Origin of the sequence: Candidatus Amoebophilus asiaticus 5a2 (assembly GCF_000020565.1) — a bacterium.
GTDB classification, from domain to species: Bacteria; Bacteroidota; Bacteroidia; order Cytophagales; family Amoebophilaceae; genus Amoebophilus; species Amoebophilus asiaticus.
Map to the genome: position 1 here is coordinate 1,674,942 of NC_010830.1, position 13,241 is coordinate 1,688,182.

Sequence of the window (13,241 nt, forward strand, 5' to 3'; positions counted from 1 at the left end):
AAAGAAGATAAAAAGGGTTAAGATGTAATTCTTATTATATAAAAGGAATAAGTATGCATTTAACGTACACCAGGATAAGCAAACATCCCTATAACTTTAGAAGAATAACTGGCTTAAGTATAGAAACATTTGATAAATTAGTTTTAAAAGTAAGGCCTCTCTTTGAAGAGCTAGAATCGAGTAAGCTGCGCCATGGTAGGATGAGTCATTTACCTACCATGGAAGATAAATTGCTCTGTGTACTCATGTATTATCGCACTTATATTAGCCATGTGTTTTTAGGCTATTTGTTTAACTTACACAACTCTAACATATGCCGCTTGTTAAGAAAAATGGAGCCATTACTAGCTAAGAAGATTAGCAATAAATAACCCCGCCGCAAGCAGCGGGGTATTCAAAACAACCTTAGCTGCCTACTCTCGTATAACATCTCATACGTATTACCTTGATTTTGCACATAACGCGCTATCATCTTCTCATCTCCATGCTTACCTACAGTAGTTGCAAAATATCCATCACTCCAAAACTCCCCACCCCATAATTGCTTCTTTACTTGCCGACACAGCTTGAATATTTCCCTTGCCGTAAGACTTTTGATTAGCGTTACGAGTTTGGTTATGCTATATGTTGGAACGCTCTGTACCAGCATATATACATGGTCTTTATCGGTTCCTATTTCTAAAAACTTAATTTGATAACGCTCTTCAATCTTAATACAAATTTCTTTCAAGGCTTCATCTACTTCCTTATCAAAAACTACACGCCTATATTTTGCTGGTAAGACCAAATGATACAACAACACTGTTACATTATGACTCTTATGGATATATTTACTCACATATGCAATTTACGCCGCAAGCGGCGGGGAATTCAACCCTAAGAGATTAAAAAAGATCGCAGCTTAACCTCAGAAAAGGTATTGCGCATATTAGCAGATGTGAGTGAACAGCCTACGCAAAGACCTAGTAAAAAGCAAAAGAAATCATATTCAGGCAAGAAAAAGAGACATACTATAAAAACAGAGATAGTGATGGGAGAAGATGGAAAAATACTCTCTGTATCCAAATCTCATAAAGGAAAAGTGCATGACTTTAAAATCCGTAAAGGAGAAAAACTCTTACCTAAGGAAAGCTTAAAGCTAGCAGATAGTGGTTATCAAGGCTGGCAAAAGCTACAGAGCAATGTCATGATACCCTATAAAAAGAGCCGTAAGCGGCCATTAACCAAGGAGCAGAAAGAACATAACAGAAAGCTATCCTCCATACGCATGAAGGTAGAGCATAAGATAAGAGAGATCAAGGTATTTAAGATTATGTCAGAAGTTTACCGTAACTTTCAGAAGAAATATAACCTGCGCTTTAATATTATAGCGGGTATGATAAACTTCAAGCATGCTTTTTAACAAATAGCATCGCTACTGGCAAGATTCTCTCTCTGTTTTATTCAAATTCCTACTTTATTTTATCTCTTTCGCAGCAGCTCTATTAATGTATGTTGAAGTTAAACTTTCTAAATGGATATATAACTTACAAACGCAACAAATAATTTTTGGTTATAAAAGTAAACTAGGTCGTTGAAATAAGCTTACCTGAAAAATAATTAAATAGAATAGAAAAGGAATTGAGCAATGAGGTCACCTGTTAGAAACAACCTGCTCATGCTACAGGAGCGGCTATTGATATACACTTATGAGATAAACTTTCCTCCTTTTCAGGCACAGCATTATGCAAGGTATTTGTCCTTACTTAAGTCTACTGCCCCAACCTTTAGCGAGTAAATTACTTATAAGCAAAAACCAAATCACTTACTTTTAGTGTTGGCCATCACTAGAGCTGGATTAGCCAATTATAGTTATGGAAATACTAGCACTTTTCTTATGTCGAGCGCTACGCAGCTTATTGGCTTGAAAAGATGCTATATAAAGGAGTAGCTATATATAGACCTGTAAAAGAATATAAATGTTTGTTCTACTATATTCAGATATTACTCTACAACACCAATAGCTGCTATACTAACTTCCTTAGCTCCTGCCGCTAAAAGTGGTAAGGCACAAGCTTCTAGAGTAGCTCCTGTAGTAATAATATCATCTACTAATAACACATGTTTACCTTGAATAAGAGAGGTATTTACTACATAAAAAGCATCTCTTAGATTGTATAGTCGCTCCTCCTTACCTTTTTGTGTTTGCGTACTAGTATGTTTAATACGCTGTAGGCAGTTATTGTACCAAGGAATTTCTAGTAAAGCAGCTATACCTTTAGCAAAGTAGTCACTCTGATTATAACCTCGCTCACGTACACGATGGGGATGCAAAGGGACCGGCACAATACAATCAAAATTGCTATCCCAAGTTTTTTGTAATAAATATGATGCATAAATTTCCCCCAGCAGTTCTCCAATGGCTGGCTTATTACCATATTTCAGATGATGTATTAACTGCTGTACACGATTGCCTGACCTGAACTTATACAATGCCATGGCATAGGTAATCGGAACCCTCCCATAAAATTTTTGTGCTACAGGATTATCAAGCGCTAAGTGATAATTGGTTTGAGGTAGTTCAAAAAAACAGTTGGTACATAGCCATTGCTCGCTCTTAATAAGTACCTCTTGGCAAGACAAACAATAGTTAGGAAATAGTAGATTAACAAAATCACGTAGCATGTTAAAAATCCTCTTACATAGACACTTTTAAATAATACGTAATTTTTGCAAAAAACAACCATATATATATCCAAATAGAATCTATCGTTGTATATGCTTCTTATTGATAGATTAGATGTTTGATAGAACTTAGGTGGGGCCTGCTACCATTGTAGTGCAAGTATATTGTTCAACTATCAGGGGTTAATTGATAGCAGCAGGTTACTATTGATCGTACTACCAAAAACAGTATAATTCTTATTTGTGTAATACAAAAACAACAGTTTTTTTAGCAATACTATAAGCCTTAATTTTTACTTCTAGCTACTAGTTAATAAACGATAAGTTTAAGTTCATTTAATACCTAATAATATCAGCTTAAGCATTAGAACTGCTGCGAAAAAGGTTGACAAAGAAGATAAAAAGGGTTAAGATGTAATCCTTGTTATATAAAAGGAATAAGTATGCATTTAACGTACACCAGGATAAGCAAATATCCCTATAACTTTAGAAGAATAACTGGCTTGAGACTAGAAACGTTTGACCAATTAGTTTTAAAAGTAAGGCCTCTCTTTGAAGAGTTAGAATCGAGTAAGCTGCGCCATGGTAGGATGAGTCATTTACCTACCTTGGAAGATAAATTGCTCTGTGTACTCATGTATTATCGCACTTATATTAGCCATGTGTTTTTAGGCTATTTGTTTAACCTACACAACTCTAACATATGCCGCTTGTTAAGAAAAATGGAGCCATTACTAGCTAAGAAGATTAGAACTGCTGCGAAAAAGGTTGACAAAGAAGATAAAAAGGGTTAAGATGTAATTCTTATTATATAAAAGGAATAAGTATGCATTTAACCTACGCGAGGATAAGCAAACATCCCTATAACTTTAGAAGAATAACTGGCTTGAGACTAGAAACCTTTGAGCAATTAGTTTTAAAAGTAAGGCCTGTATTTGAAGAGCTAGAATCAAGCAAGCTGCGCCATGGTAGGATGAGTCATTTACCTACCTTGGAAGATAAATTGCTCTGTGTACTCATGTATTATCGCACTTATATTAGCCATGTGTTTTTAGGCTATTTGTTTAACTTACACAACGCTAACATATGCCGCTTGCTAAGAAAAATGGAGCCATTACTAGCTAAGAAGATTAGCATTAAAAAAGATCGCAGCTTAACCTCAGAAAAGGTATTGCGCATATTAGCAGATGTGAGTGAACAGCCTACGCAAAGGCCTAGTAAAAAGCAAAAGAAATCATATTCAGGCAAGAAAAAGAGACATACTATAAAAACAGAGATAGTTATTAGAGAAGATGGAAAGATACTCTCTGTATCCAAATCTCATAAAGGAAGAGTGCATGACTTTAAAATCCGTAAAGGAGAAAAACTCTTACCTAAAGAAAGCTTAAAGCTAGCAGATAGTGGTTATCAAGGCTGGCAAAAGATACAGAGCAATGTCATGATACCCTACAAAAAGAGCCGTAAGCGGCCATTAACCAAGGAGCAGAAAGAACATAACAGAAAGCTATCCTCCATACGTATGAAGGTAGAGCATAAGATAAGAGAGATCAAGGTATTTAAGATTATGTCAGAAGTTTACCGTAACTTTCAGAACAAATATAACCTGCGCTTTAATATTATATCCGGGCTTATAAACTTCAAGCATGCTTTTTAACAAATAGCATCGCTACTGGCAAGATTCTCTCTCTGTTTTATTCAAATTCCTACTCTATTTTATCTCTTTCGCAGCAGCTCTAATAATTTCACTACTTCTATATGTCCTTTTTCAACTGCTATGTATAATGGAGGATCATCCTCATTTAAAGGATGATACATACCATTTACATCAGCCCCATGCTCTAGCAGCAACCTTACAAGTTCTGTATGTCCTTTTTTAGCAGCTGCATACAAAGGAACTTGATTCATATCATTTATATTAGCCCCATGTTTTAGTAACAACTTTACAATTTCTACATGTCCTTTTCCAGCAGCTATATATAAAGGAGACTTTGAGCGTTGACTTATGCTACTTTTCGTATTTACATCAACCCCATATTCTAATAACAATCGCACAATTTCTACATATCCTTTCCTAACAGCTATATGTAACGGAACCTCTCCAAGCCTATTCTTAAGTGATAAAGGCAATCCACGGTCATTCATAAGTGAAAGAGATACATAATTATCTAGAAATGGAGGCAATCCATTACCACCCGTAAATAAAGGCGTAAATAAAGGCAATGTATAGTCACCCATAAATGGAAGCAATCCTTGATCACTCGTAAGTGGATTAGTTTCTTGTTGTTCTTTTTGCAATAACAACTTTATAACTTCTAAATGTCCTTCTCTAGCAGCTAAGTGAAATGGGGTTTCGCCCGAATCATCCCTCTCTCTTATGCTAGCTCCTTGGTGCAATAATAGCTTAACCAACTCCACATTACCTCCTTCGGCTGCAAAATTCAATAAAGGTCTTCTAGATAAAGAAGAAGTGTTAAAAATACCTCTATCATTAGTTATTTGACGTTCTTGTAATAGTATAAATACTTCTAAGTTACCCTTCTTAGCAGCTAGTTCCAGTGGTGTAATTTTTTTCTTACTGCAAACATCAACCTTGAACCCTTCATCCAACAACCTTAGGATTAACTTTAGGCTACCTCCTTTTGCTACAGTATGCAGTAAAGTATTACCATTATAATCTAAAGCATTTTTATCAGCTCCATATGCTATTAGCAAATTAAATATTTGCAAATCACCGCTTTTGGCAGCTGCGTGTAATGGCAACTGACATTTTGAATTCACAAGGTTTATCTTTGCACCACGAGTTAACAATTCCTTTGCGATTTCTATATTGCCGTATTTAATTGCTAGACACAAAGGATTCATATATTTAAACAAGCCCTTAGCACTAGAACATCCTTTTAATGATTCTATGCTAGCTCCTTTTTCTATCAACAGCTTTATTACTTGGTTATAAGGCTTCTGTAGAGACTGAATACTTTTATAAACAAGGCTGTTCGTGCCAATATCTTTAGCATTAGTATTAGTAAGAGAAATACCTATAGCCGACAACTGTTTACCCAATAGTATATTAGCTTGTTCAATAGCTATATGCAAAGCTGAGTTGCTATCTGAATCTATAAAATTGATATCAGCTCCTAACGCTAATAAGCGTTCTATCTCTTCTTGGTCCCAATTTATAATAGCTTCATGCAACGGATAAATAGTTTTCGACTTTAACAAGCCAACTACTTCTTCATGCTGGTTTTTGTGCGCTTTGTAAAGTGCATTTAGCCCATTATTATCCTTAGCATGAATATCTGCTCCCCTTGCTATTAATAAATCCACTATGCTATAATTACCTTTCTCGGCTGCTAGGTGTAACGGAGTAACCCAGCCATCGTGATATATGTTGGGATTTAACCTAGATAAAGTAGCTTTCTTATTTTACGTATATCGTCCTTTCTGATCGCATCCCGTACCCGATTAAATAAAATATAGTGTACGATATGGCTAAACTTCTTGTTGACTAAATTGTACTCATGTTTAATTAACTCCTCATTACTTAAACAGTTTAATACATGGCATAAAACTTCTTCGGGCAAACTATTGAATGTAGCTTCTTCTACTGCTACCCTATTTTGCTTAACCTGCCTTACACATTTTTCTTCTTCTCTGTCCAATTTACGTTTTCCTCCCCCATATAAACCTTCAGGCTTCCCTATATACACATATCCTTTTTGTCCTTGTTTTGCAAAATGCACATCTATATACCGCGATGCTATCTTCTTATCCAAATTCCCTAAACCAGCTACGCTAAAGCCTCTTTCTATATATACAGTTAACCGATGAGCCCTACTTAAAAAGCCTTCTCGTTCTATTGCCAAAGCTTGTCTTTCTCCACCTTCTTGGTAAAATTCTGTCTTATAACCTTGTTTTGATATAAATGTCCCCTTGCATAGTGTAGCAAACTCTTCATTTATCTGGTGTTTAGGTGAATATATCTTAACTCCTTTAGTAGTATTTGTACGAGGACTCTTCTCTATGTTCTCGGCTGGCTTTTTAGTTGTAGACGGCGTAGGGTAGGTAGCAGAAGCAGCTGTTGGTCGTACCTGCTTGTCCTTTGTAAGGGGTATCTGTCCGCCTTCTTGGTTAGCCGATAAAGGAAAAGAGGTTATTGTACCTTCTATTCTACTTTTACTTACCTCTGTTGTTGATAAAGCGGATGAAACAGCACGCTTTGAAGTGATTATTTGACCAGACAATCTAGAACGAGAAGGTAGTTGTAAAGTATTAGGCACATTGCCTAAACCTGTGCAGCTCTCCAAAAACACACCTATCATTAAAAGGATAGACACTAGTTTATAAAGTAACTTGTAGTTTCTTTTTGGCTTCATAACATACCTCTTTAAACAAGGACACATATAAATTAAGAGGCCAACAATGTACTTCTTTTTCTATAAAAGCAAAAGCAACTAAGCATATCGTACACCCCTATTTAACAGTTTTCTTAAAGCGTTTTCTTGCCTAAAGAACTAACTAAATTCTCTCTATTTCTAGACATTATTAGCCCCTTAATATTTGTATAGATTGATCATTATACATTATAGAGCAAAAATTGTATTCTTAATTATCAAAGATTATTCCCAGCAGCTTATTTATAGAAGTAAACGTGGTCCAAAAGTATCATATAGTATTATCCAACCAACCATAAGTCAACAGTCCTTTTAGAAATATCACAAGCTTTAATTTCAACTTCTACCAAATCGCCTAACTGGTAAACCTTTTTAGTGCGCTCCCCTACCAACTTAAATCCTTTTTTATCCAGCACATAGTAGTCGTCTGTCAAATCAGACAAGCGAATCATTCCCTCACACAGGATATCCAAGAGTTCCACATAAATGCCCCACTCCATCAAGCTACTTATAACACCTTTTAAACGTTTTCCCTGTAAAGTTTGCATTAACTCTACCTGTTTATATTTGATAGAAGCACGTTCTGCATCTGCAGCCACGCGTTCACGTTCAGAAGCATGTTGGCATTTCTTCTCATATATAGCTTCTTCAAAATAAAATTCACCTTTCAGATATTTTTTAAGCAACCGGTGTACTAATAAGTCAGGATAACGCCTAATAGGAGAAGTAAAATGAGTATAGTGTTCAAAAGCCAGCCCAAAATGAGGTTTAGCTTCTGTAGTGTATAATGCTTTAGCCATTAGACGAATGGCTAGCGTCTGTATAATATGGGCCTCGGGCTTACCAGCCAAACCTTCAGAAAGCACATTAATAGATTGGGCAATTTCCTGTGGTTCAGCTTTAATAGAATAACCAAACTGCTTAACAAAAAGCGCAAAATCTCCTAATCTTTCTAAATTCGGTTGATCATGCGTTCTATATACAAAAGTAGGAAATTGTTTACCTTGCTTCATACGTCGCACATGTAAAGCCACCCGTTTATTGGCGAGTAACATAAACTCTTCAATAAGCCTATGGCTATCTTCGCTTACTTTGGGAAGTATACTCAACGGCCTACCTTGCTTATCTAGCTGAAATTTAACGCTCGGCGTATCAAAATTAATGGCCCCACTTTTAAACCTATCAGCACGTAATTTCTTAGCTAAATTGTTTAACGTGGTTATTTGCTCATGCAAGCTGTGGGTTGGCTGTGTAATCGCTTGTTGAGCTTCCTCATAACTAAGACGCTGGTCTGAGTGAATAACCGTTTCCCCAAACCATTCATGGTGCAAACTCCCTTGTTTGTCCAGCTCAAATACAGCCGAAAACGCAGGTCTGTCCTCATGAGGCTTCAAAGAACAAAGCTCATTAGAAAGCCTTTCCGGAATCATAGGTATAGTTCTATCAACTAAATATACAGATGTACCACGTTCAAAAGCTTCCTGATCAACCAGGCTATTTTCTTGCACATAATAACTCACATCAGCAATATGTACGCCTACTTCGATATGGCCATTGGGCAATATTTTTAGTGATAGAGCATCATCAAAATCCTTGGCATCCTCCGGATCAATAGTTATTGTAAATACTTCTCTAAAATCCTTCCTTGCAGCTATCTCTTCTTTAGGAATATCGATTGATATAGCTGACGTTTCTGCTAATACATTTTCAGGAAACTGAGTAGGCAAGTTAAATTCAGCCATAATGGTATGAATTTCTACATCATTTTCACCCATAGGGCCAAATACTTCTATTATTCTTCCTTCTGGATTCTTAGAAGTAGTAGGTCTTTTAACCAATTCTACAACTACCCGATCATTATGCTTCGCTTTTTTTAGATTTTCTGGCCTTACAAAAATATCATAATGCATACGCCTACTAATAGGTAACACAAAGGTTACTGATCCTTGCTGCTGTACTGTCCCTACCCACTTATTCTTATTCTGCTCCAATATTTCTACAACACGACCCACTGGGTGCCCTTTTGTACCATTTTCTTGTTTTGTAATAGCTACCTTAACGACATCTCCATCTAGTGCATAAAGTAAATCTTTTTGGCGTACCAATACATCTTGCTGTCCATCGCCTACCACAACATAAGCATAACCAGGATTTACATAATCTACTTTACCCACTACATAAGGAAGCTTGTCTATGTTAAAAGGCACTAAAAACTTACCCCTGTCACGGCGTTCAATAGCTCCTTGTATGACTAGGTCGGCCAGCGCTTCTTTAATATTTTCTTTAGACAAATTACCTTTAAAATGCTTGATCAAGCTACTAAAAGTGAAACCTTTTCCAGCAGCAGCTTCCAAGAATGCTAGCAACAAACGGTGCTGATCAGGCAAACGAATATTGTTGTGTTTTTTTGCTTGTTTATTTTTTTGTTTTTGAGACATATTATATCTTGTAAGGTATGGGTATATGTTTTACATGAAGAAAATTCAGCAATCATATTACTCAGAGTATAAATGTAGGGATATATTAGGGAATGCCAAATCATACAGGGGCTAAAACTAACTTACCAACATTTACAGTAAAGATTTATTATAATTGAATTACTAAAACATTTTTGATTTTCTGGGGGCTTTTAACTAAAATTGTAACAATTGTATTTCCTCAACTTTTAAAACAACTATGAGAAATTTTTTTCCTTTAGTATGCCTGCTTGTAATTAGCATGATAACTAGTTCTTCAGCTATAGCACGCCCTAAAAAAGCTAATACTACTTCTAGAGCTACTACTACCAAGAAGCAGCCAGCAAAAGCTACACAATCCAATGCAAAAACTCTAAAAGCTGAGTTAAAAGAATGGGGGAAGCGTAAAAAATCTTTAAAACCCCTACAATTAAAAGAGCTTATTGAAGAAAATCATAAGCTTAGAATGCAAAATCAAACACTCAATACAAATGTAAAAGACCTGAATGGAAGTATAAAAGGTTTAGAAAGCAAGCTTAGAGAAACCATTAAAACAGAGTTAATGCGAGAAAAAGCCAATGCTGCCGTAAGAGACTTAGCCGAATTGCCAGAAGGCAGCTATACAGTTGACAAAGCTACAGGACAAGTATTTATTGGTGGAATATTGGATGAAAGATACGGGGTTGATAAAGAAACAGGTGTACCATTTATCAAAGGAATTCTTTTTAAAGTACAAATAGGTGCTAATAAAGACTTAGATCTAAAAGAAGTACTGGTTGATGAAGTACATCATGAAAATTTAGAACAAGAAAAGGACAATAATCTATATAAGTACACAATTGGTCATTTTAGAAATTACTGGGAAGCTAATAAACTGAAGAAAGGATTAAGAGCTATGGGTATAAAACTAGCTTGGATAGTACCTTATAAAGACGGTAAACGTGTGCTATTGAAAGAGGTATTACCTGTTGTAATAGAACAAAAGAACAAGAAAAAGGCTAAATAGTGTTGTTACTACTAACCATAGAAAAAACAATTATATTTAATATTATACCCTTCTCTTTTCTCAAAGCTTTACTAAAAATTAATCAGTAGTTTTTAGTAAAGCTTTTTAAATAAACATTAAGAACATTCCCTTTCTTCTATATATCTTTTTTAAATTAGGTACGACTTTCATAAAAATTAATAATAGTTACACGCCTTTGGTACCAGTATATATTTTACTAGCACTCGCTATAGGCCTCCTAATAGGTTGGCATATAACATCTTCTTACTTAAAAGTTCAAACCAAATCTTTACAGACCCAGCTTAGTGGTACACAACAGCAATTAGAAGAAACCAAACTAGTACTTTCTCAAGCACAAGCACAAGAATTACAGCTAAGCACCCAGCTAGCCAAGCTAGAAACTATTAACAATAATCTTGCTACTCAGTTAACAGAGCAAAAGCAAGAAGTAAATAAAATGGAAGAAAAGCTCTCTATACAATTTAAAAATTTAGCTAATGAGCTATTGGAAGAAAAGAGCAAAAAGTTCACTGCCCAGAATAAAGAAAACTTAGAAGCACTACTAAAACCACTTGGCGAGCGCATACAAGCTTTCGAAAAACAGGTAGAACAAACCAACAAAGAAGATTTAGAAAGAAATGTAGCCCTACGTACGGAAATTACTAGACTGTATACCCTTAATATGCAGATTACCAAGGAAGCAGAAAACCTCGCAAAAGCAATCAAGGGAGATACAAAAACACAAGGTAATTGGGGAGAGTTTATTCTGGAAAGTATATTAGAGAAGTCAGGACTTATCAAAGACCGAGAGTATGTTATACAAGCTTCGTTTGTTACTGAAGAAGGAAAAAGGTATCAGCCCGATGTAGTTATCAAGCTTCCTACAGAAAAACATTTGATTGTTGACGCCAAAGTTTCCCTTATTAACTATGAGCAGTTTTTTAATACAGAGCAAGAAGAAGAAAAAGTCCAACAATTAAAAAAACATCTAAGTTCAGTTAGAAGACATATTAGTTCGCTAAGCGAAAAGAATTACCAAGCGGAATATAGCTTACAAGGGCTCGACTTTGTTATTATGTTTATTCCCATAGAACCTGCATTTAGCCTGGTTGTGCAGCATGACCATGCAATTTTTAGTGAAGCATATGAAAAAAATATTATCATTGTATCTCCTTCTACCCTCATTGCCACACTAAGAACTATTTCGAATATTTGGAAACAAGAGTATCAAAATCAAAATGCCTTAGAAATAGCTCAACAGAGTGGAGCTCTATATGATAAATTTGTAGGGTTTATAGAAGACCTCAAGCAAATAGGACGGCAACTAGACATAACCCAAAAATCTTATGTAGAAGCCATGAAAAAGCTATATGATGGCAAAGGCAATTTAGTAACCCGCGTAGAAAAAATAAAATCTTTAGGCGCTAGGGCTACCAAGGCAATAGACCAGCAATTACTAGATCGAGCAGAGGTAAGGTAAATAGAAAGAAGTAAAATCGACTAAGTAATTGTGCCAAAAGTGAAATATGTTAAATTTATAGCTAAAAATGTACCTGTTCTCTTGTATGCGTTCACGGGCGTACTACGTTTAAAATGAGCCAAAAACACATATTTTATTTAATAGACCTCTTTCGAAACTTAAATTGAGAGTTCATAATTATGGATTGCGGCTATTAAATTAAACCTAAGGCCAAAGCGTTTTCTTCTATTACGATATCTATCAGAAAGGATTTTAAAGCGTTTAAGCATGGCGATAACATTTTCATTAAGTACCCTTTGGCTGGCTAATAGGGCATTGCTTCTTCTCTCCTGTTTAGTTAAAGGGTGCTTGCGAGTTCGCTTTTTAGGAAGTTTTGTTTTCGCATGTAGTTTGTTTAAACCCTGATAGCCTGTATCTGCTATTACTTCTATTTGTTGATTAATGCGAACTTTAGACTCTTTGAACAAGCGAAAGTCATGCCGTTTTCCATTTGTAAAACTGGTGCATATTACTATTTTGCTTTGCTTGTCGACAATAAGTTGACTTTTGAGTGTATGCCTTTTTCTTTTTCCAGAGTAAAAGTGTCTTTGCTTTTTTTAGGTCGCTCAATAGGGCTTTCTGTAGCATCTATTAGTATAACCTCATACCCACACTCACTTTTGCGTAGGGCTTTCCTACCAGGCAGAGCAAAGGCTGGATGCTTGATTAAAGTGTTTTCTATCCACTTTATTCCCTTGTATGCACTACTCTCACTAATGCCATAACTTTGTGCTATATGAAAATAAGTGCGGTATTCCCTTAGATATTCTAAAGCCATTAACAACTGGTCTTCCATACAAAGTTTATGCTTACGCCCACCGCGGGTCCTTTTCTGTATGTTAGCTTGGTTAAGTATAGCTATCATTTTGTCAAATGTAGGACGTTTAATACCTGTTAAACGACGGAATTTCTCTTCTTCTAACTCCTTTGTTTGCTCATATTTCATGCTTATTGCCTCTTTTTACACCCAATTTACTCATTTTTTGTAAATCCTAGTTTCGAAAGAAGTCTAATAACTACCTATAAAAACTATTGCTTATGGTTAGTATATGGTTGATTTTATAGCTGCTTCATGTTTTATTCTTAGCAATCAGATACCTCTTTATACTTAAAATAACGTGTTCTAGCATTGGCAGACCCGTGAATGCGTACGTTTTCTTAGCTTTGTAGAGTAAGGTCAGGTAAGGCAATAAACCTAAGAGAAC

Annotated in this window: 9 protein-coding genes and 3 pseudogenes; 6 read left to right on the forward strand and 6 right to left on the reverse strand. The window is 35.6% G+C overall.

Features of this window, described 5'->3' with window-relative positions; translation table 11 throughout:
- Window positions 1-53 precede the first annotated feature (53 nt).
- Window positions 54-368 (forward strand): annotated as a pseudogene (locus AASI_RS06720) (IS5 family transposase); the annotation flags it as partial.
- 26 nt (window positions 369-394) lie between these two features.
- Here AASI_RS06720 and tnpA read toward each other — a convergent pair.
- The gene (tnpA, locus tag AASI_RS06725) at window positions 395-838 is read right to left on the reverse strand and encodes an IS200/IS605-like element ISCaa10 family transposase (protein ID WP_044282811.1); all 444 of its coding nucleotides are present in this window, start codon (window positions 836-838) and stop codon (window positions 395-397) included.
- A 45-nt stretch (window positions 839-883) separates the two neighbouring features.
- On the opposite strand from tnpA, the pseudogene AASI_RS06730 reads away from it, so the two are divergent.
- Window positions 884-1,402: pseudogene (locus tag AASI_RS06730) on the forward strand (transposase family protein); the annotation flags it as partial.
- Between the two features lie 581 nt (window positions 1,403-1,983).
- Here AASI_RS06730 and AASI_RS06735 read toward each other — a convergent pair.
- Window positions 1,984-2,664, reverse strand: coding sequence for a ComF family protein (locus AASI_RS06735; protein WP_012473369.1), 681 nt, complete (start codon window positions 2,662-2,664; stop codon window positions 1,984-1,986).
- A gap of 443 nt (window positions 2,665-3,107) precedes the next feature.
- Here AASI_RS06735 and AASI_RS06740 point away from each other — a divergent pair.
- Together AASI_RS06740 and AASI_RS06745 are read left to right on the forward strand one after the other, a co-directional pair.
- Window positions 3,108-3,449: pseudogene (locus tag AASI_RS06740) on the forward strand (helix-turn-helix domain-containing protein); the annotation flags it as partial.
- A 41-nt stretch (window positions 3,450-3,490) separates the two neighbouring features.
- Window positions 3,491-4,318, forward strand: a complete 828-nt coding sequence (locus AASI_RS06745; protein WP_012473371.1) for an IS5/IS1182 family transposase — start codon at window positions 3,491-3,493, stop codon at window positions 4,316-4,318.
- Window positions 4,319-4,377: 59 nt separating this feature from the next.
- Here AASI_RS06745 and AASI_RS06750 read toward each other — a convergent pair whose 3' ends face one another.
- From AASI_RS06750 to rnr, 3 genes are all read right to left on the reverse strand, one after another.
- Window positions 4,378-6,051, reverse strand: a complete 1,674-nt coding sequence (locus AASI_RS06750) for an ankyrin repeat domain-containing protein (RefSeq protein ID WP_238541616.1) — start codon at window positions 6,049-6,051, stop codon at window positions 4,378-4,380.
- 8 nt (window positions 6,052-6,059) lie between these two features.
- Window positions 6,060-7,037, reverse strand: coding sequence for a hypothetical protein (locus AASI_RS06755; protein ID WP_012473373.1), 978 nt, complete (start codon window positions 7,035-7,037; stop codon window positions 6,060-6,062).
- A gap of 299 nt (window positions 7,038-7,336) precedes the next feature.
- The gene (gene rnr / locus AASI_RS06760) at window positions 7,337-9,493 is read right to left on the reverse strand and encodes a ribonuclease R (protein WP_012473374.1); all 2,157 of its coding nucleotides are present in this window, start codon (window positions 9,491-9,493) and stop codon (window positions 7,337-7,339) included.
- Between the two features lie 280 nt (window positions 9,494-9,773).
- Here rnr and AASI_RS07755 point away from each other — a divergent pair, with 280 nt between their 5' ends.
- The gene (locus AASI_RS07755) at window positions 9,774-10,517 is read left to right on the forward strand and encodes an SPOR domain-containing protein (protein ID WP_148204983.1); all 744 of its coding nucleotides are present in this window, start codon (window positions 9,774-9,776) and stop codon (window positions 10,515-10,517) included.
- 196 nt (window positions 10,518-10,713) lie between these two features.
- Window positions 10,714-11,997, forward strand: coding sequence for a DNA recombination protein RmuC (rmuC, locus tag AASI_RS06770; RefSeq protein ID WP_012473376.1), 1,284 nt, complete (start codon window positions 10,714-10,716; stop codon window positions 11,995-11,997).
- A 158-nt stretch (window positions 11,998-12,155) separates the two neighbouring features.
- Here rmuC and AASI_RS08415 read toward each other — a convergent pair.
- Window positions 12,156-12,982, reverse strand: a protein-coding gene (locus tag AASI_RS08415; protein ID WP_076611597.1) for an IS5-like element ISCaa2 family transposase whose coding sequence is annotated in 2 segments (ribosomal slippage) — window positions 12,156-12,595 and window positions 12,595-12,982 — 828 coding nt in all. Because the reading frame shifts where the segments join, the coding sequence is not laid out codon by codon here.
- Window positions 12,983-13,241 lie beyond the last annotated feature (259 nt).